17 protein-coding genes and 3 tRNA genes are annotated in these 18,560 nt (G+C 71.2%); 12 read left to right on the plus strand and 8 right to left on the minus strand.

Annotated features, from left to right (window positions below; genetic code table 11):
• Positions 1–304: 304 nt before the first annotated feature.
• The 3 genes from ACZ49B_RS16565 (at position 305) to ACZ49B_RS16575 (ending at position 4,592) form a co-directional block, all read left to right on the plus strand.
• Entirely contained in the window at positions 305–1,909 is a 1,605-nt protein-coding gene (locus ACZ49B_RS16565; protein ID WP_468305984.1) for a hypothetical protein, read from the plus strand.
• A 220-nt stretch (positions 1,910–2,129) separates the two neighbouring features.
• Positions 2,130–3,608 (plus strand): N,N-dimethylformamidase beta subunit family domain-containing protein, encoded by a 1,479-nt coding sequence (locus tag ACZ49B_RS16570; RefSeq protein WP_468305987.1) that lies wholly within the window; start codon positions 2,130–2,132, stop codon positions 3,606–3,608.
• A gap of 81 nt (positions 3,609–3,689) precedes the next feature.
• Positions 3,690–4,592 carry a phosphoribosylaminoimidazolesuccinocarboxamide synthase gene (locus tag ACZ49B_RS16575; protein ID WP_468305989.1) on the plus strand — a complete coding sequence of 301 codons (903 nt, stop codon included), beginning with the start codon at positions 3,690–3,692 and terminating at the stop codon, positions 4,590–4,592.
• 43 nt (positions 4,593–4,635) lie between these two features.
• Here the strand turns inward: ACZ49B_RS16575 and ACZ49B_RS16580 are convergent.
• From ACZ49B_RS16580 to ACZ49B_RS16605, 6 genes are all read right to left on the minus strand, one after another.
• Positions 4,636–4,711 (minus strand) — tRNA-Gly (locus ACZ49B_RS16580).
• A gap of 24 nt (positions 4,712–4,735) precedes the next feature.
• Entirely contained in the window at positions 4,736–5,347 is a 612-nt protein-coding gene (locus ACZ49B_RS16585) for a response regulator transcription factor (RefSeq protein ID WP_266627837.1), read from the minus strand.
• The gene (locus ACZ49B_RS16590; RefSeq protein ID WP_468305992.1) at positions 5,344–6,582 is read right to left on the minus strand and encodes a sensor histidine kinase; all 1,239 of its coding nucleotides are present in this window, start codon (positions 6,580–6,582) and stop codon (positions 5,344–5,346) included. The genes ACZ49B_RS16585 and ACZ49B_RS16590 overlap by 4 nt, the downstream gene beginning before the upstream one ends.
• Before the next feature lie 182 nt (positions 6,583–6,764).
• A tRNA-Gly gene (locus tag ACZ49B_RS16595) sits at positions 6,765–6,837 on the minus strand.
• Between the two features lie 79 nt (positions 6,838–6,916).
• A tRNA-Gly gene (locus tag ACZ49B_RS16600) sits at positions 6,917–6,988 on the minus strand.
• 163 nt (positions 6,989–7,151) lie between these two features.
• Positions 7,152–7,469, minus strand: coding sequence for a histone-like nucleoid-structuring protein Lsr2 (locus tag ACZ49B_RS16605; protein ID WP_266665870.1), 318 nt, complete (start codon positions 7,467–7,469; stop codon positions 7,152–7,154).
• A gap of 346 nt (positions 7,470–7,815) precedes the next feature.
• Between ACZ49B_RS16605 and purS the strand changes: the two genes are divergently transcribed.
• From purS to ACZ49B_RS16640, 7 genes are all read left to right on the plus strand, one after another.
• On the plus strand, positions 7,816–8,067 hold the full coding sequence (gene purS / locus ACZ49B_RS16610) for a phosphoribosylformylglycinamidine synthase subunit PurS (protein ID WP_008740952.1): 252 nt from the start codon (positions 7,816–7,818) through the stop codon (positions 8,065–8,067).
• Between the two features lie 2 nt (positions 8,068–8,069).
• Entirely contained in the window at positions 8,070–8,750 is a 681-nt protein-coding gene (purQ, locus tag ACZ49B_RS16615) for a phosphoribosylformylglycinamidine synthase subunit PurQ (protein ID WP_468305996.1), read from the plus strand.
• Positions 8,747–10,996 carry a phosphoribosylformylglycinamidine synthase subunit PurL gene (gene purL, locus ACZ49B_RS16620; protein WP_468305999.1) on the plus strand — a complete coding sequence of 750 codons (2,250 nt, stop codon included), beginning with the start codon at positions 8,747–8,749 and terminating at the stop codon, positions 10,994–10,996. The genes purQ and purL overlap by 4 nt, the downstream gene beginning before the upstream one ends.
• A 103-nt stretch (positions 10,997–11,099) precedes the next feature.
• Positions 11,100–11,609: an ArsR/SmtB family transcription factor gene (locus ACZ49B_RS16625; RefSeq protein WP_468306002.1), complete on the plus strand. Its 510-nt coding sequence runs from the start codon at positions 11,100–11,102 to the stop codon at positions 11,607–11,609.
• Positions 11,606–12,166: a hypothetical protein gene (locus tag ACZ49B_RS16630; RefSeq protein ID WP_468306004.1), complete on the plus strand. Its 561-nt coding sequence runs from the start codon at positions 11,606–11,608 to the stop codon at positions 12,164–12,166. The genes ACZ49B_RS16625 and ACZ49B_RS16630 overlap by 4 nt, the downstream gene beginning before the upstream one ends.
• Positions 12,167–12,284: 118 nt before the next feature.
• Positions 12,285–13,076: a maleylpyruvate isomerase family mycothiol-dependent enzyme gene (locus ACZ49B_RS16635; RefSeq protein ID WP_468306007.1), complete on the plus strand. Its 792-nt coding sequence runs from the start codon at positions 12,285–12,287 to the stop codon at positions 13,074–13,076.
• A gap of 38 nt (positions 13,077–13,114) precedes the next feature.
• Entirely contained in the window at positions 13,115–13,921 is an 807-nt protein-coding gene (locus ACZ49B_RS16640) for an META domain-containing protein (protein ID WP_468306010.1), read from the plus strand.
• A gap of 34 nt (positions 13,922–13,955) precedes the next feature.
• On the opposite strand, the gene ACZ49B_RS16645 is transcribed toward ACZ49B_RS16640, so the two are convergent.
• Together ACZ49B_RS16645 and ACZ49B_RS16650 are read right to left on the minus strand one after the other, a co-directional pair.
• The gene (locus ACZ49B_RS16645) at positions 13,956–15,377 is read right to left on the minus strand and encodes a sulfatase-like hydrolase/transferase (RefSeq protein WP_468306012.1); all 1,422 of its coding nucleotides are present in this window, start codon (positions 15,375–15,377) and stop codon (positions 13,956–13,958) included.
• Positions 15,378–15,493: 116 nt separating this feature from the next.
• Positions 15,494–15,589 carry a putative leader peptide gene (locus ACZ49B_RS16650; protein WP_350325720.1) on the minus strand — a complete coding sequence of 32 codons (96 nt, stop codon included), beginning with the start codon at positions 15,587–15,589 and terminating at the stop codon, positions 15,494–15,496.
• 148 nt (positions 15,590–15,737) lie between these two features.
• On the opposite strand from ACZ49B_RS16650, the gene purF reads away from it, so the two are divergent.
• Both purF and purM read left to right on the plus strand, forming a co-directional pair.
• The gene (gene purF / locus ACZ49B_RS16655; RefSeq protein ID WP_030292355.1) at positions 15,738–17,255 is read left to right on the plus strand and encodes an amidophosphoribosyltransferase; all 1,518 of its coding nucleotides are present in this window, start codon (positions 15,738–15,740) and stop codon (positions 17,253–17,255) included.
• Positions 17,256–17,360: 105 nt separating this feature from the next.
• A complete protein-coding gene (purM, locus tag ACZ49B_RS16660) occupies positions 17,361–18,431 on the plus strand; it encodes a phosphoribosylformylglycinamidine cyclo-ligase (protein WP_468306015.1) in 1,071 nt (356 codons plus the stop codon).
• Positions 18,432–18,560: the final 129 nt, after the last annotated feature.

An 18,560-nucleotide genomic window follows, 5' to 3' on the forward strand; every position in this document is an offset into this window, starting at 1 on the left:
CAACAAACGCTCGGAAAAAGGGAGGAGTCAGCAACGAGGCCCCGGTCCCCCCCCCCCCCCCCCCCCCCCCGCGCGCGTGTTCGCGTGCGAGTGCATCCGGCCGCGTTCGAACGCAGCCACCTTTGCCCAAAGCCATTCCATCGGGTGATGGTCACCCGGACCGGCTGACTGTCGAACGGTCCCCAACTAGGGTGCGGCGCAAGCATTCCGGCACATGGCCCACCGGCATTGCGATGTCAGTGGCGGGTGTCACAGTGGGGGAGTGAGCGAAACCGCCGCAGGGCAGAGGGGGTGAGGTCCGGCCGTGTCCGGAACCGGTTCGATCGTGGAAGTGGGCGCGCCGTCCGCGCGCTCCCGGGCGCTGGCCGTGCTGCGTGTGCGCAGCCGGGCGCTGGCCCTCGGGGTGTTCCCCGCCGCCCTCGCGGTGGTGCTGCTGAGCGCCCGTATGACGGGCCGGCTGGCCGGGGATCCGTGGCCCCTGGTGACCCTCCTCGTGTGCGTGGTCGCCGTGCTGGTGCTGCTCGTCGGCGGGGTGTTCGCCGCGGTGGTCCTGCGGGCGAGCCCGGCCGTGACGCCGACGGTGCCGCTGCCGGAGACCGCCGCGCCCGACCTGTACCGGCTGGTGCGGGATCTGGCCGACCGGATGGACGTGCCCGCGCCCTCGGCGATAGCCCTGACGCCGGACTGCGACAGCTGGCTGGAGGACCGCACGCATGCGGCGCACCGCCGCGGCGGCATATCCGGCGGTCGTGAGTCGGAGGCGGGTGCGGCTCCCGTGCTGGTGATCGGCTCGCCGTTCCTGTGGTGGATGCGGGTCGCCGAGCTGCGGGCGGTCCTGGCGCCGGTCGTCGCCGGTACGGGCCCTTCCGCGCATCCGGACATAGCCGATGCCCGGGGGTTCGTCCGCGGGCTCGATGCCGCGGTGGACGTGGGCAGCCGGCCCGGCCTCGGCTGGATCGGCAGGCCGGCCCGGCTGCTGCTGAGGCTGTGCCAGGCGGATGCCGCCGAGATGGAGCGCGGAGTGGCCGCCGCCGCCTCTGACCGTGCACAGGGTGTGGATTACGGGCTGCGCATCGTCGCCCAGGAGCAGGTCGGCCTCGCCTACGCGGGCTGGGACCGGCTGCTGACCCGGGTCGCGCTGCCCGCGTGGCGGATGGGCCGTTGGCCGGCCCACCTCGACGCAGGGGTCGTCTCGGCGCTGACCGAGCTGTCCCGGCGGGACCGGTTGGCCGAGGGGTTCACCTCGCGGCTGGGCGAGCGGCCCGCGTGCGATCTGCTCGAGCGGCCGGGGGTGGTCGACGAGGCGGCTTCGCTGCTGGCCGCGCGGCTCTTCCACGGTGGTCCGGCCGAGGCCGGGCCGGACTGGTCGCCGGTGGACTGGGCGGCCTACCCCGAGGAGGTCGTGGACCGCAAATGGCGGACCGAGGCCGCCCGGCTGCATGCGGCGCTGGACGCCCTCTCCGTGCCGGCCGCGCAGGGGCCGACGCTGGACCGGGTGCTCGGCCATCTCGCGGACGCGGCCGGCGAGGGCGCCGCCGGGGAGGCCCTGGCCGGACTGCTCAGCGGTGACCTGGCCAGGGAGGAACGTTCCGCGGGCGCCGGGGCCGGTGCCGGGGTGGCGCGCGGGGCGGACGCCGTACCGCTGTTCCCGCTCCAGCCGCCCCGCAGCGGGCGGGACCTGCTCGCCGACCACGTGACGGCGATGGTGTGCGCCGCGGCCGTGGACTCGGCCGACGCAGCGCCCGGACTGGACTGGCTGGACGGCCCCGTGCTCCTGGTCGGCGGCGAACGCCGCGCGGACCTGGCCCCCCGGGTGCTGAGCCTGGTGGAGGACGGCGACGCAGAACCCCTGCGCGACTGGCTCGCCGCCCTCGGCGTCCGCCCGGAAAAGCCGGTCCGCCTGGTGTGACCGCGCCCGCCCCGGCGCGCGTGCCCCGCCCGCTGGGCACTCCGTGGCTCCGGATGTGGCTCCGGATGTGGCTCCGGATGGTGGCTCCGGTTGTGGCGAACGGTGACGGAATGAGTGCGTTATGTGATGTGCTGGGACCGGTAGCGGTTCGTTGTCCTGAGACCGTGCCGCATCGGCGTGAAGCAGAGACCGTTCGGGGGAGCGAGGGAGGGGAGCGGGTATGGGTGCGGACCAGATCCGGCGATGGGAGTCAGGGGCGCTCGCGCACGCGGTGACCGATCCCTTCGGCCAGGGGCCGCTGCCGTGGTTCCGGGGCAGCGAGCTGTACTTCGACGACACCGGGCACGTCGTGCCCTGGTACGTGGACCCGGCCCTGGCCCCCGGCCAGAACCCCCGCGCCCGCAGCAACGGCGGCCCGCGCACCGCCGACGACGTGCACCGGCAGATCAAGGGCTTCGCCTCCACCGGCGCCGTCGCACCCGGCGAGGCCATCGACTTCCACATCACCGTGGACCCGCCCCAGCAGTTCTCCGTCGACGTCTACCGCATCGGCCACTACGGCGGCGACGGCGCATCCAAGATCACCACCAGCCCGCGGCTCTCCGGCATCGTCCAGCCGGCCCCGCTCACCGCCGACCGCACCGTCTCCTGCCACCACTGGTGGCTCTCCTGGCGGCTCCAGGTCCCCGCCTACTGGAGCGTCGGCGCGTACGTCGCCGTCCTCACCACCGCCGACGGCTACCGGTCCCACATCCCGTTCACCGTCCGCGACGACCACCCCGCGGACCTCCTCCTGCTGCTGCCGGACATCACCTGGCAGGCCTACAACCTCTACCCCGAGGACGGGCGGACCGGCGCGAGCCTCTACCACGCCTGGGACGACGAGGGCCGGCTGCTCGGCGAGCGGGACGCGGCCGTCACCGTCTCCTTCGACCGGCCCTACGCCGGCGCCGGCCTGCCCCTGCACGTGGGCCACGCCTACGACTTCATCCGCTGGGCCGAGCGCTACGGCTACGACATCGCCTACGCCGACACCCGCGACCTGCACGCCGGCCGCGTCGACCCCACCCGCTACCGCGGCCTGGTCTTCCCCGGCCACGACGAGTACTGGTCGGGCCCCATGCGCCGCACCGTCGAGCGCGCCCGCGACCACGGCACCTCGCTCGTCTTCCTCTCCGCCAACACCATGTACTGGCAGGTCGAGCTGGGCCCCTCCCCCTCCGGGGTCGAGGACCGGCTGCTCACCTGCCGAAAACGCCGCGGCCCCGGCCGCCCCAGCCTCTGGCGCGAGATCGACCGCCCGGAGCAGCAGCTGCTCGGCATCCAGTACGCAGGGCGGGTCCCCGAGCCCGCGCCCCTGATCGTGCGCAATGCCACGCACTGGCTCTGGGACTCCACCGGCGCCGCCGAGAACGACGAGCTCCCCGGCATGGTCGCCGGCGAGGCCGACCGGTACTTCCCGCGCACCCAGCTCCCCGAGCACCAGGACCGGATCCTGCTCGCGCACTCCCCGTACCTCGACAGCGAGGGCGCCAAGCGCCACCAGGAGACTTCCCTGTACCGGGCCCCGAGCGGCGCGCTGGTCTTCGCGTCCGGCACGTTCGCCTGGTCCCCGGCCCTCGACCGCCCCGGCCATGTCGACGAACGGATCCAGCGGGCCACCGCCAACCTCCTCGACCGGATCTGCAAGCGGGACTGACCGAGCCGGACCCGTTGTCCCTGATTGCGAGCCGGTACGGGAGAATGGGGCTGCGCTCGTACAGAACCACAGGGAGACCCCGTGTCCGGATTCGTCGAAAAGCCCGAGCCGGTTCAGGTGCCCGGCCTCGTCCACCTCCACACCGGCAAGGTGCGCGACCTCTACCGGGACGGCGACGGCAACCTCGTCATGGTCGCCAGCGACCGGATGTCCGCGTACGACTGGGTGCTCCCCACCGAGATCCCGGACAAGGGCCGCGTCCTGACCCAGCTGTCCCTGTGGTGGTTCGACCAGCTCGCGGACCTCGTCCCGAACCACGTGATCGGCACCGAGCTGCCCGAAGGCGCCCCCGCCGACTGGGCCGGCCGCACCCTGATCTGCAAGAGCCTCGAGATGGTCCCGGTGGAGTGCGTGGCCCGCGGCTACCTCACCGGCTCCGGCCTCGCCGAGTACGAACAGACCCGTACGGTCTGCGGACTGGCCCTCCCCGAGGGGCTCGTGGACGGCTCCGAGCTGCCCGCCCCGATCTTCACCCCGGCCGCCAAGGCCGAGGTCGGCGAGCACGACGAGAACGTCTCGTACGAGGAGGTCGCGCGCACCACCGGCGCCGAGACGGCGGCGCTGCTGCGCCAGACCACCCTCGCCGTGTACGGCCGGGCCCGGGACATCGCCCGCGAGCGCGGGATCATCCTGGCCGACACCAAGTTCGAGTTCGGCTTCGACAAGGACGGCACGCTCGTCGCCGGCGACGAGGTGCTGACCCCGGACTCCTCCCGCTTCTGGCCGGCCGACCAGTGGGAGCCGGGCCGCACGCAGCCCTCGTACGACAAGCAGTTCGTCCGCAACTGGCTGTCCTCCCCGGCCTCCGGCTGGGACCGCAAGGGCGAACTCCCGCCGCCGGCCCTCCCGCAGGAGGTCGTCGAGCAGACCACCGGCAAGTACATCGAGGCGTACGAGCGCCTCACCGGCCTCACCTGGGCCTGAGACACGAAGAAGCCCCCGGTCAGATGACCGGGGGCTTCCTCGATGGAGCGGACAACGCGACTCGAACGCGCGACATCCACCTTGGCAAGGTGGTGCTCTACCAACTGAGCTATGTCCGCAGGTGCGCCGTAACGCGAGAACTACTATACCCAACCTCGCTCGCGTGCGAGACGCACTGCCGTGTGCCGGTTCTCCGCACCGAGCTTCGAGGCCGCCGACGACAGGTAGTTCCGTACGGTCCCCTGGGACAGCGAGGCCCGCTCCGCGATCTCCGCGACCGGCGCCCCGTCCCCCGCGAGTTCGAGCACCTCGGCCTCGCGCGCGGTCAGCGGGGAGTCCCCCGCGCTGATCGCGTCGGCCGCCAACTCCGGGTCCACATAACGCCCTCCGGCGTGCACGGTCCGGATCAGCTCGGCCAGCCGCTGGGCCGAAACCGTCTTCGGCGCGAAGGCCCGCACCCCTGCCGCGAGGGCCCGCTTCAGGTGACCGGGACGCCCGTGGCTCGTCACGATCATGGTCTTGCAGTCGGGGAGTTCGGCCCGCAGCGATGTGGCCACACTCACACCGTCCGCCCCCGGCATCTGCAGGTCGAGCACCGCCACGTCCGGCCGGTGGGCGCGCGCCATCGCCAGGGCCTCCGGCCCCGAGGCCGCCTCCGCGACGACCAGCAGATCGTCCTCCAGGGCCAACAGCGCGGCGAGCGCGCCGCGGATCAGGTGCTCGTCGTCGGCCAGCAGTACGCGTACGGGACTCACGCCCGCACCTCCAGTCCTCGCAGTTGTCCGCCCGGGATCCGAGCCCGCAGCCGGAACCGGCCGCCGTCGACCGGGCCCGCCTCCAAGGTGCCGTCCAGCACCGCGAGCCGTTCCCGCAGCCCTGCGAGCCCGGATCCCGGCGGTCCGGCCGGCGCCTCGGGGGCCCCGTCGTTCTCCACCACCAGCGTCAGCGCGCCCTCGTCGGGCGCCGTCAGCCGGATCACACAGCTGCGGGCGTCCCCGTGCCGCAGGACGTTCGTGGTCGCCTCCCGGACCACCCAGCCCAGCGTCGACTGCACCTCGGGGCGCAGCGTGCGGCCTGCCTCGACCTCGACGCGGCAGTCCATCCCGGCTGCGCTGAGCACCCCGCGGGCGCCCTCCAGCTCCGCCGTGAGATCCGCCTCGCGGTAGCCGCGTACGACGTCCCGTACCTCGCGCTGTGATTCCTGGGCGATCCGCTGGACCTCGATCATCTGGTCCACGGCCTCCGGGCGTTCGCGGCGGGCCAGCTGGACCGCCAGCTCGCTCTTGAGCGCGATCACCGCCAGATTGCGGCCCATCACGTCGTGCAGGTCCCGCCCGAAGCGCAGCCGCTCCTCGGCGACGGCCAGCTGGGCCTGGAGCTCCCGGGCCCCGTCGAGCTCGTACACCGTCTTCAGCAGCCAGGAGGAGAAACCGCAGGCGAGGGTCAGCAGGGCGCAGGTGAGCATGATGCCGAACCCGTAGCCGGCCGCCTCCCCGACGGGGTGGCCCACCGCCAGGGCCACGGCCGCGGTCGCGGCTCCCGCGCCCGGGGCCACGCAGACCATGTGTCTGGTGCGGCTCAGGCACAGCGTCAGCGAACCCGATGCGAACGCGACCATGTTGACGACGAGGGTGGGGGCCACGCCCTCTTGGCCGATGGTGCCGGTGGAGCGCAGGACCAGTACGGCGACCGACGCGGCCGTGGTCAGCGCGGTGAGGGCCACCGCCAGGCGGACGGGCCGCTCGCGCCGGCCGAGCACCCAGTCCAGCGCCCTGGAAGACAGCATTCCGCACAGGGCGACCTGCGCGCACACGGGCAGCAGCAGGGCGGCGCCGATGACGGCTCCGTGGCTCTCGGGGGCGAGGCCGACGAGGCCGACGAGGACCGAGAATCCTTCGAGGACCATGAAGAAGTGGAACGACCAGCGGGTGTAGAGCTCGACCTTCGCTGCACTGCTGCGGTTTCGCCACCACCCGGTCAGCTTTGACACAGTCCCCGTCCCCCGATCACCCTCCGGCGGTCACCGCCGTGCACGACTCCAGCCTCGCGGCAGCCCGCGGCCGGCATCAGTGTGCGCCGTCATCTCCCCCGATGACATTTGTCAGCACGAGCCGATTGCACGCAAGGCATACGACAAAGGCCCTGATCAATGATCAGGGCCTTTGCACGCTGAGCGGACGACGCGACTCGAACGCGCGACATCCACCTTGGCAAGGTGGTGCTCTACCAACTGAGCTACGTCCGCATGCTTGCCACGACACGAATGCCGGGCGATGCGTGCATCACTCTACCTGATCCACCGGAGTGGCCGGTAAAGCGTGCAGAGCGGGTGACAGGGATCGCACACTGCGCCTTCCCCCTGGAAGGAGGATGTTCTGCTACTGAACTACACCCGCACGACCTTCGGGGTTTGACCTGCGGTCTGGCCCCTCGGCGTGATCCACACACTAGCGGACCGGAGGGGGTGGATGGCAAATCGGCCCCCTCCGAGCCTCGTTAGCGGGCCCCGGTCGGCCCCGGTCGGCCCCGGTCGGTCGGCCCCGGTCGACCCCGTGGGCCTCAGTGGGCCTCGTTGTACGCCGCGTAGACCCGCTTCGGGATCCGGCCGCGCGGCGGCACGTCGAGGTCGTTGGACCGGGCCCAGGCGCGTACGACCGCCGGGTCCGGGGCCAGGGAGGTGTGCTTGTACGCCTTCCCGGAGCGGGCCTGGCGGCGGCCGGCGGCCACGAAGGGCTCGAGGCTCTTCCGTAGTTTCTTTGCGTTGGCCAGATTGAGGTCGATCTCGTACGACTTACCGTCCAGGCCGAACGTGACCGTTTCCGCCGCTTCTCCGCCGTCGATGTCGTCGGAGATCGTGACTACTACGCGCTGCGCCACGGATATCGGTCCCTTCGTGCGACGCCACCCACGCGTTGGACGTGCGGTGATGTCGCCTGTGTGGATGTTTCGGAGCAATGCAACTTTCCGACCCGGGTTGAGAGGCGACAAATGTCACCGACCCGGTGGAATCCTTTGTACCGCGATTCCCATTGCATTGCGAAGCCCAGTTAATTGTCTCCGCGTGTCCTGCCGCAATCCCGGGTACGTGGTTTTCCGGTGGATTTTGCGAAGCGTTGGTGAAGCCGAAACCGGCGGACGATCACGGTCGAAGGATATCTACCCGCGTAGAAATTTCGGACGGGTACGCTGAGGGAACCGCCTTCGCACCAACCACCCATCGGGAGTGCCAGTGGCACGCGTCGTAGTCGACGTCATGCTCAAGCCGGAGATCCTCGACCCTCAGGGCCAGGCGGTGCAGCGTGCACTGCCGCGCCTTGGCTTCGAGGGGATCGCCGACGTCCGCCAGGGGAAGCGCTTCGAGCTCGAGGTGGAGGGACCGGTCGACCAGGCCGCCCTCGACCGCATCCACAAGATGGCCGAAACGTTCCTCGCCAACACCGTCATCGAAGACTTCACCGTGAAGGTCGAGGCCTGACGGTGACCACTCGCATCGGAGTCGTCACGTTCCCCGGAACGCTCGACGACCGTGACTCGCTGCGCGCCGTCCGCCTCGCCGGGGCCGAGCCCGTATCGCTGTGGCACCGCGACAAGGACCTGCACCAGGTCGACGCGGTCGTCCTCGCGGGCGGCTTCTCCTACGGGGACTACCTGCGCGCCGGAGCCATCTCCCGGTTCTCGCCGGTGATGGAGACCATCATCGAGCAGGCCAAGGGCGGCATGCCCGTCCTGGGCATCTGCAACGGCTTCCAGATCCTCACCGAGGCCCACCTGCTGCCGGGGGCGATGCTCCGGAACAACCACCTGCACTTCATCTGCCGCGACCAGACGCTGCGGGTGGAGAACGCGGAGACCGCGTGGACCGGCGACTACACCGCCGGCCAGGAGATCTCCGTACCGCTCAAGAACATGGACGGCCGGTACGTCGCCGACGAGCGCGTGCTCGACGAGCTCGAGGCCGAAGGCCGCGTGGCCTTCCGCTACGTCGACATGAACCCGAACGGGTCGCTCCGCGACATCGCCGGCATCACCAACGCCGCGGGCAACGTCGTCGGCCTCATGCCGCACCCCGAGCACGCGGTGGAGCCGCTGATCGGGACGGGCCGCACCGACGGCCTCCCGTTCTTCACGTCGGTCCTGAAGAAGCTGGTCTCCGCATGAGCCTCGACACGGTCAAGAACGCCACCGAAACCCCGGACGCCTCCCAGCCCTGGAAGGAACTCGGCCTCAAGGAGGACGAGTACGCGCGCATCCGGGAGATCCTCGGCCGCCGCCCCACGGGCGCCGAGCTCGCCATGTACTCCGTCATGTGGTCCGAGCACTGCTCGTACAAGAGCAGCAAGGTCCACCTGAAGCAGTTCGGCGAGAAGGTCCCCCAGAACGACGCCATGCTCGTCGGCATCGGCGAGAACGCCGGCGTCGTCGACGTGGGCCAGGGCTACGCGGTCACCTTCAAGGTCGAGTCGCACAACCACCCGTCGTACATCGAGCCCTACCAGGGCGCGGCCACCGGCATCGGCGGCATCGTCCGCGACATCCTCGCGATGGGCGCCCGCCCGGTCGCGGTCGTGGACCCGCTGCGCTTCGGTGCGGCCGACCACCCCGACACCAAGCGCGTCCTGCCGGGCGTGGTCGCGGGCATCGGCGGCTACGGCAACTGCCTGGGCCTGCCGAACATCGGCGGCGAGGTCGTCTTCGACGCCTGCTACCAGGGCAACCCGCTGGTCAACGCCGGCTGCATCGGCGTCATGAAGCACGAGGACATCCACCTCGCCAAGGCCTCCGGCCCCGGCAACAAGGTCATCCTGTACGGCGCCCGCACCGGCGGCGACGGCATCGGCGGCGTGTCCGTGCTGGCCTCGGAGACGTTCGACGACTCCAAGCCCACCAAGCGCCCCGCCGTCCAGGTAGGCGACCCCTTCCAGGAGAAGCTCCTCATCGAGTGCACCCTGGAGATCTTCAAGGAGAAGCTGGTCGCGGGCATCCAGGACCTCGGCGGCGCCGGGCTCTCCTGCGCCACGTCCGAGCTGGCCTCCGCCGGTTCCGGCGGCATGCGCGTCGAGCTGGACACCGTCCCGCTGCGCGACGCGACGCTCTCGCCCGAGGAAATCCTCATGAGCGAGTCGCAGGAACGCATGTGCGCGATCGTCGAGCCGCAGTACGTCGACCGCTTCATGGAGATCTGCGAGAAGTGGGACGTCATCGCCACCGTCATCGGTGAGGTGACCGAAGGCGAGCGCCTGGAGATCTTCTGGCACGGCGAGCAGATCGTGGACGTGCCCCCGGGCACCGTCGCCCACGAGGGCCCGGTCTACAACCGGCCCTTCGCCCGCCCGTCCTGGCAGGACGCGCTGCAGGCGGACGACGCCGGCAAGCTGCCCCGCCCGCAGACCTCGGAAGAACTCCGCGCGCAGGTCCTGGCGCTGGTCTCGTCCCCGAACCAGGCCTCGAAGTCCTGGGTCACGGACCAGTACGACCGCTTCGTGCAGGGCAACACGGTGCTCTCGCAGCCCGAGGACGCCGGCATGGTCCGCATCGACGAGGAGTCCAACCTCGGTGTGGCCATGGCGACCGACGGCAACGGCCGCTTCGCGAAGCTCGACCCGTACACGGGCGCGCAGCTGGCGCTGGCGGAGTCGTACCGCAACGTGGCGGCGACCGGCGCCAAGCCGCTGGCCATCTCCGACTGCCTGAACTTCGGTTCCCCCGAGGACCCGGACGTCATGTGGCAGTTCGCCGAGGCCTGCCGTGGTCTGGCGGACGGCTGCCTGGAGCTGGGCACCCCGGTGACCGGCGGCAACGTCTCGCTGTACAACCAGACGGGCGACATCGCGATCCACCCGACCCCGGTCGTGGCGGTCCTCGGTGTGATCGACGACGTCAACCGCCGTACGCCGATGGCGTTCGCGGAGGCCGGGCAGCTGCTGTACCTGCTGGGCGACACGGCCGAGGAGTTCGGCGGCTCGGCCTGGTCCCAGGTCGTGCACGACCACCTCGGCGGCATGCCGCCCAAGGTGGACCTGGGCCGCGAGAAGCTGCTCGCCGAGATCCTGATCTCCGCCTCGCGCGACGGCATGGTCGACGCGGCGCACGACCTGTCCGACGGCGGCGTGATCCAGGCGCTCACCGAGTCCTGCCTGCGCGGCGGCAACGGTGCGCGGGTCGTGGTGCCGGAGGGTCTGGACGCGTTCACCTTCCTGTTCTCCGAGTCCGCGGGCCGGGCCATCGTGGCCGTCCCGCGCAGCGAGGAGCTCCGCTTCACCGACATGTGCGGTGCGCGGGGCCTGCCGGCCACCCGCATCGGCGTGGTGGACGGCGAGGAGATCGAGATCCAGGGCGAGTTCACGATCCCGCTCGCGGAACTCCGTACCGCCCACGAGGCGACGATCCCGGCCCTGCTGGCCTGATCCCGCGTTTTTCCGAGCCCCCGTCCGGTCTTCCGGGCGGGGGCTCGGGCGTTCGGGTCCCGGCCCTCTTGTACGTGATTACGTAATGTCGTAACTTTGCCGTATGGAACGGGAATCGGATCCGAAGCTCGAAGCACGCGTCGCCGAGCTGGAACGACGGCTGGCCGCGCTGGAAGAACACGACCCGCGCCGGGAACCCGCCCCGGCCGAAGGGGACTACTGGGCACTGGAGGGCTGGAAGGCGCGCGGCCCCGAAGGAGTGCTGTTCACAGGCGCCGTCAGCCTCCCGACGGGCGAGCGCTACGAGTGGCAGCAATCCGCCCCGACCGTGGACCTGCTCGACCCCGCGTACGGGGAGCAGCTCGCCGCCGAGTCGCTGGCCGCGCTCGGCAGCCCCGTACGGCTCCACCTGCTGCGGGAGATCCTGGCCGGCCGGCGGACGGCCGCCGAGCTGACCGAGCTCGAGGGAGTCGGCACCAGCGGGCAGGTCTACCACCACTTGCGGCAACTGGCCGCCGCGGGCTGGCTGCACACGACCGGTCGGGGCCGCCACGAAGTTCCCGGCGCCCGGGTGGTCCCGTTGTTCGCGATCCTTGCGGCGGCCACCCCGTGACCCGCGGCAGGGCGTTCCTGTCCATCGCCCTCGCGGCGGCCCTCGGACTGGGCGGCTGGGCCCTGTACGACTGGAACCGGACTCGCCAGGACCGCGCCGACAGTCGCGCGGAGATCGTGGAGGCCTGCCAGGGCCTGGTGGACCCGGAGCGGGTGATGCGGCTCGGCGGCCACGCGGACAAGGTGGATGCCGCCGACCGGGGTGAGCACCTGTGCACGCTGCGCCGGGCCGGGACCTTCGAGGGCCAGGAGGAGATGTACGCGTACTTCTCGCTCACCCTGACCACCTCCACCGGGACCGTCCCTGGCGACAGCCGGTTCGAACACGCCGACGGCCGCACCGTGGCGGTGACGGCGAAGTGCGCCGCGCCCGTCTCGGGCACCGGGGTGACGTCCTTGAAGGTCACGGCCACCTCCGAGTTCGAGCGCACGGACCACGCCGATGCCCGGGACCTGGCTGCGCTGGCCCGGGAAGCCGCCCTGCGCGCTGCCGCGACGCTGGGCTGCGCGACCGAGCTGCCCGACGTACCGGCGGACCTGACGGCGGCCGTCCGCTGAGCGGTGGCGGTCGAGCCGTGACCGCCGAGCCGTGACCGCCGAGCCGTGACCGCCGAGCTGCGTCCGCCGACCCCCATGACATGCGACCCCCTGCCATGCGGCGGCGTAGGGTCGGGACATGCCGCCCGGGAAGAAGAAGCCGCGTACCTACGACCCCGCCAAGATCCGTACCGCGGTCACCGCGCAGTTCGGGCATGTGGCCGATGCCGTACGGGGGTTGGACGACGAGCAGCTCGCGCGGGCCAGCGGCCTCGCGGACTGGACCGTCGCCGACCTCGCCGCGCACATCGCGTGGATCGCGGACTCGCTCGCGAGCGGCCTGGCCCGGCCCCCCGCCGCCGTGCCGGAACTGACGGCCGTCGAATGGCCCTTCGCCACCGCCTCCCTCGCCGGGAAGATCGCCGAGGCGGCCAAGGAGACCCTCGAGGGCGCCCCGCTGCCCGAGCTGTACGAGCGGGCCGCCGCCCGCATGGCCGAGGCGCTGGCCGCGAACCCCGGCAGCCGGGTGCTCGACCTGTGGATCGGGGACATGACCCTGGCCGACTTCCTCGTCACCCGGACCGTCGAACTGGTGGTACACACCGACGACCTGGCCCGGGCCGCCGGGGTGGACATCCCGATCGAGCGGCAGGCCCTGGCCGCCTGCACCCGGCTGCTCGCCGACGCCCTCGCGGTCAAGGCCCCGGGCGCCTCGGTGGAGGTACGGATCCCCCCGTTCGCGGTGGTCCAGTGCATCGAGGGCCCCCGCCACACCCGCGGTACCCCGCCGAACGTGGTCGAGACGGACCCGCTGACCTGGATCCGGCTGGCCACCGGGCGTACGGACTGGGCCACGTCGGTGGAGGACGCGCAGGTCAGGGCCAGCGGGGAGCGGGCCGACCTGTCGGCGCTGCTGCCGGTGATGCGGTGAGGGCGGAACCGCACGCCGGACCCGCCCGTCCCAGGAACATGGGTACCCATCGGCACGTCCCCACCGGCCTGGCCGTCGCATCGGCCCTCGCGCTCGTCCTCACCGCCTGCAGCCAGGGCGGGGAGAGCGAGACCCGCGTGCTTCCGGACATCAAGGGTTCCTGGGCCGTCGAGTCCCTGACCACCGGCGGCCGCACCCTGCACGCGCCCGACAACGCCCGCCTGGACCTCGCGGAGAAGGAGGCCACGGGCAACTACGGCTGCAACGGCTTCAAGGCGGCGGTCGCCTTCGCCGGCACCTCCGCGGTGACGGTCACCCCCGGCCCCACGACCCTCACGTCCTGCGCGGACATGGAGTTCGAGAAGGAGTTCGCCAAACTCTTCAGGGGCCGGCTGACCATGGACCGGGGGCCCGACCGGCTCACCCTGAAGACCGCCGACGGGAGCACGATCGCGATGAGCACGAAGCCCCCGGTCCCGGACTCCCGCATCACGGACACCGAGTGGATCGTCGAGTCCCTGATCAGCGGCGACAGCGTGTCCCCGCTGCCCACCGAGGCCGCGGGCAAGACACGGTTCCGGCTGACCGCCGACCTCGCCGCGAGCGGCAGCCTCGGCTGCAACCGCTTCAGCGCCCAGGCCAGCGGCGACGGAGCCCAGCTCACCTTCGGGCCGCTGACCACGACCCGGATGGCCTGCGAGGGCCCGGTGGGCGAGGTCGAGCGGACGCTGACCGAGCTCTTCGCCGCCTCCCCGCTCACCTGGCACATCGAGGGCCGGAACCTCACCCTCACCGCGCCCGACGGCAAGGGCCTGACCGCGAGGGCCGCCTCGACCGTGGAATGAGCGGAACGACCCGCCGCACCCGGCCCCCGGGACGTCAGACCGGGTAGGGCAGCAGACCCGCGTCCGTCTTCTCCCAGGCCGCGCGCAGCTCCGCGAGCCGGGCCGGTTCCAGGGCCGCCTTGTCGGCCTGTTCGCGGGCATCCACGGCCAGGTTGAACAGCTGGTCCTTGCCCGTCTTGCCGCGGTAGTACTTCCAGTCCCCCCGCCGCAGGGCCCGCTCGCCGCGGACCCGCCAGAACAGGTTCCGCTCGGCGATCTTCTCGCCGCGCAGCAGGTACCCGGCCAGGCCGGCCCCGTCCAGCGGGTAGGCCGGGTGCGGCCGGGCTCCGGCCAGCTCCAGCAGGGTCGCCGTCCAGTCGGGGGTGAAGACCGGGACCCGGCTGACCTGGCCGCCGTCGATCCGGGCCGGCCAGCGCACGATGTTCGGCACCCGGATCCCGCCTTCCTGGAGGGAGGCCTTGTTGCCGGAGAGCGGCCAGTTGTACGAGAACCGCTCGCCGCCGTTGTCGCTGGAGAAGACGATCAGGGTGTCGTCCGCCTGCCCCGAGCGCTCGAGCGCCTTGAGCACCTCGCCGACCGAGCGGTCGAGGTCCTCGACCATCTGCCGGTACTTCTCGACGGAGCCGCCGTCCTGGTGCCACAGCGCCCGGGCGTCGCCCGCCTTGATCCGGCGCTCGACCTCGGCGCTCGCCTCGGTGTCCCCGTCGGCGATCCACGGCCAGTGCGGGGTGGTGAAGTTGAGGTTGAGCAGCCACGGCCTGCCGCCGTGGTCGCGGGAGACGTACTCGGCGGCCCGCTCGGTGATGATCCGCGTGTAGTAGCGCAGGTCCTTGTAGGCGGCGTCGCCTTCGTAGAGGTCGTACTCGCCGCCGAGGCCCAGTTTGGAGTAGTACTCCAGGGCCCCGCCGAAGTTGCCGAAGAACTCGTCCCAGCCCGACTTGGTCGGGCTGTGGTCGGGCAGGTAGCCGCAGTGCCATTTGCCGATCAGCGCGGTCGCGTAACCCGCGTCGCGCAGCAGCGAGGCCAGCGTCGGGTGGGTGGGCTCCAGGCCGACGCTCCTGTCGGCGATGGGCTCGGCGAGCCCGCCCTCCACACGGCCCGGGTAGCGGCCCGTGTACAGGCTGAACCGCGTCGGTGAGCAAGTGGCGGAGCCGGAGTAGGCATCGGTGAAGCGGACTCCCTGGCGGGCCAGCCGGTCCAGGTTCGGGGTCTTGATGTGCGGGGAGCCGTACGAGGACAGGTCGGCCCAGCCGAGGTCGTCGCCCAGGATGAACAGGATGTTGGGCCGCCGGGAATGCCGGCCGCGGGCGGCGCGGAACTCCCGCTCCTGCGGCCCGGCGGTCGCCTGGGCCGCCCCGGCCGGGGCGGCGCCCAGCCCCACCGCCGCCGCGGCCGCGGTCACGCCGACGGCGCTGCCGAAGGCACGCCGGGACAGGTTGTTGTCGTTCGAAGGCACAAGTACTCCAGGGCACGGCTCGGCCACCCGGCCAGGCGGGCGCGCAGGACGGCGCGCGGCACGGCGGGGCAGGGGCGGCCGGAGCGGAAAAAAGAAAAGGGAAAGGAGAGTTGCGGCTACGCGGAACAGCGACAGATGGCGCTCGCGACACGGACCAGGTCTACGTGGCGGCGCTCGACGAGGGTGACGGAACGGTCACCGAGAGGCTGCATGGGCCGAGAGCCTGTACGAATGCCCTCGTAGATGTCAACAAGGTGATCCGAATACCGAGACGGAGCCGTCCGGTCACCCTCTGTGCTGTGAGATTTCCCGGGCGTCCCCAATTCGGACCAGTGGTCGATCTCGCCTACACTCGGAAGCGTGCCTCGTGGTGATGGACGACTCAACCACGACCTGCTCCCCGGCGAAAAGGGCCCCCAGGACGCTTGCGGCGTCTTCGGTGTCTGGGCTCCGGGTGAAGAGGTCGCCAAGCTCACCTACTTCGGACTGTATGCGTTGCAGCACCGTGGACAAGAGTCCGCGGGAATCGCTGTGAGCAACGGTTCCCAGATCCTCGTCTTCAAGGACATGGGCCTCGTTTCCCAAGTCTTCGACGAAACCTCTCTCGGCTCGCTCCAGGGTCATATCGCGGTCGGTCACGCCCGCTACTCGACCACCGGAGCCTCCGTCTGGGAGAACGCGCAGCCCACTTTCCGCGCGACCGCCCACGGCTCCATTGCCCTGGGTCACAACGGCAACCTGGTGAACACCGCCGAGCTCGCCGAAATGGTCGCCGACCTCCCCCGTCAGGACGGCCGTGCCACCCAGGTGGCGGCCACCAATGACACCGACCTGGTCACCGCCCTGCTGGCCGGCCAGACGGACGACGACGGCAAGCCCCTGACGATCGAGGAGTCGGCCACCAAGGTCCTCCCGAAGGTCAAGGGTGCGTTCTCGCTCGTGTTCATGGACGAGGGAACCCTCTACACCGCCCGTGACCCGCAGGGCATCCGCCCGCTGGTCCTCGGCCGCCTGGAGCGCGGCTGGGTGGTCGCCAGTGAGACCGCCGCCCTCGACATCTGCGGCGCCAGCTTCGTCCGCGAGGTCGAGCCGGGCGAGCTCATCGCGATCGACGAGAACGGCCTGCGCACCTCCCGCTTCGCGGAAGCAAAGCCCAAGGGCTGTGTCTTCGAGTACGTCTACCTGGCGCGCCCGGACACCGACATCGCCGGCCGGAACGTCTACCTCTCGCGTGTCGAGATGGGCCGGCGCCTGGCCAAGGAAGCCCCGGTCGACGCCGACCTGGTGATAGCGACGCCGGAGTCCGGCACGCCCGCCGCCGTCGGCTACGCCGAAGCCAGCGGGATCCCGTACGGCTCCGGCCTGGTCAAGAACGCCTACGTGGGCCGGACCTTCATCCAGCCCTCGCAGACGATCCGCCAGCTGGGCATCCGCCTGAAGCTCAACCCCCTCAAGGAAGTCATCCGGGGCAAGCGCCTGGTGGTCGTGGACGACTCGATCGTCCGCGGCAACACGCAGCGCGCCCTGGTCAAGATGCTCCGCGAGGCCGGCGCGGCCGAGGTCCACATCCGGATCTCCTCCCCGCCGGTGAAGTGGCCGTGCTTCTTCGGCATCGACTTCGCCACCCGGGCCGAGCTGATCGCCAACGGCATGACGGTCGACGAGATCGCCACGTCGCTGGGCGCGGACTCGCTCTCGTACATCTCGCTCGACGCGATGATCGAGGCGACGACCATCCAGAAGCCCAACCTCTGCCGTGCCTGCTTCGACGGCGAGTACCCCATGGAGCTGCCCGACCCGCAGCTCCTGGGCAAGCAGCTCCTGGAGTCCGAGCTCGCGGGCGGCACCGACGCCGCCGACGCGCTCCGGCGTCCGTAGCGCCGCGTCCCGCAACCCCTGCTCCACCTGCGCCGGGCCCTGTCTTTCAAGCTTCTCCCAGGGCCCGGCACCACAAGCAGTAACGACACGAAAGCTCTCCCTGTCATGACAGAGAAGACCACCGGTGCCAGCTACGCAGCCGCAGGCGTGGACATCGAAGCGGGAGACCGCGCCGTCGAGCTGATGAAGGAGTGGGTGAAGAAGACGCAGCGCCCCGAGGTCCTCGGCGGCCTCGGCGGGTTCGCCGGCCTCTTCGACGCCTCCGCCCTCAAGCGCTACGAGCGCCCGCTGCTGGCCTCCGCGACCGACGGGGTCGGCACGAAGGTGGACATCGCCCGCCAGCTGGGCGTGTACGACACCATCGGCCACGACCTCGTCGCGATGGTCATGGACGACATCGTCGTCTGCGGCGCCGAGCCGCTCTTCATGACCGACTACATCTGTGTGGGCAAGGTCCACCCGGAGCGTGTCGCGGCGATCGTCAAGGGCATCGCCGAGGGCTGCGTCCTCGCAGGCTGCGCCCTGGTGGGCGGCGAGACCGCCGAGCACCCGGGTCTGCTCGGCCCGGACGACTTCGACGTGGCGGGCGCCGGCACCGGTGTCGTCGAGTACGACCGCCTGCTCGGCGCGGATCGCATCCGTACGGGTGACGCCGTCATCGCGATGGCGTCCTCCGGCCTTCACTCGAACGGGTACTCGCTGGTCCGGCACGTCCTCTTCGACCGCGCCAAGATGTCCCTCGAGCAGCACATCGAGGAGCTCGGCCGGACCCTGGGCGAGGAGCTCCTGGAGCCGACCAAGATCTACTCGCTGGACTGCATGGCCCTCACCCGTACGGCCGAGGTGCACGCGTACTCGCACATCACCGGCGGCGGACTCGCGGCGAACCTGGCCCGGGTCATCCCGGACCACCTTCACGCCACGGTCGACCGTTCGACCTGGACCCCGGGCGCGATCTTCGACCTCGTCGGCAAGGCCGGCCAGGTCGAGCAGCTGGAGCTGGAGAAGACCCTGAACATGGGCGTCGGCATGATGGCCGTGGTCCCGCAGGAGTCGGTGGACGTGGCGCTGACCGCGCTCGGCGACCGGGGCGTGGACGCCTGGGTCGCGGGAGAGATCCTGGACCGCGGCGCGCACACCGAGGGTGCGACCCTGACCGGCGCATACGCGAGCTGACCAGCCGGGACAACGGCGACCAACACCGAAACCCGGTCCGGGGCGAGGCCCTGGACCGGGTTCTTGTGTTGCTCAGCCGGGGTCAGTCACTGACTGGCCGCCACCTGCGTGGTGCAGACGCGAAGGAGA

The organism is Streptomyces sp. NPDC031132 (assembly GCF_055570595.1).

What these genes read in the sequence shown, in the direction of transcription:
- ACZ49B_RS16625 (WP_468306002.1), top strand. Translation starts at nt 11,100, where the DNA reads ATGGAACGGGAATCGGATCCGAAGCTCGAAGCACGCGTCGCCGAGCTG.
- ACZ49B_RS16640 (WP_468306010.1), top strand. Translation starts at nt 13,115, where the DNA reads ATGGGTACCCATCGGCACGTCCCCACCGGCCTGGCCGTCGCATCGGCC.
- purM (WP_468306015.1), top strand. Translation starts at nt 17,361, where the DNA reads ATGACAGAGAAGACCACCGGTGCCAGCTACGCAGCCGCAGGCGTGGAC.
- purL (WP_468305999.1), top strand. Translation starts at nt 8,747, where the DNA reads ATGAGCCTCGACACGGTCAAGAACGCCACCGAAACCCCGGACGCCTCC.
- ACZ49B_RS16650 (WP_350325720.1), bottom strand. Translation starts at nt 15,589, where the DNA reads ATGCAGCCTCTCGGTGACCGTTCCGTCACCCTCGTCGAGCGCCGCCAC.
- ACZ49B_RS16570 (WP_468305987.1), top strand. Translation starts at nt 2,130, where the DNA reads ATGGGTGCGGACCAGATCCGGCGATGGGAGTCAGGGGCGCTCGCGCAC.
- ACZ49B_RS16635 (WP_468306007.1), top strand. Translation starts at nt 12,285, where the DNA reads ATGCCGCCCGGGAAGAAGAAGCCGCGTACCTACGACCCCGCCAAGATC.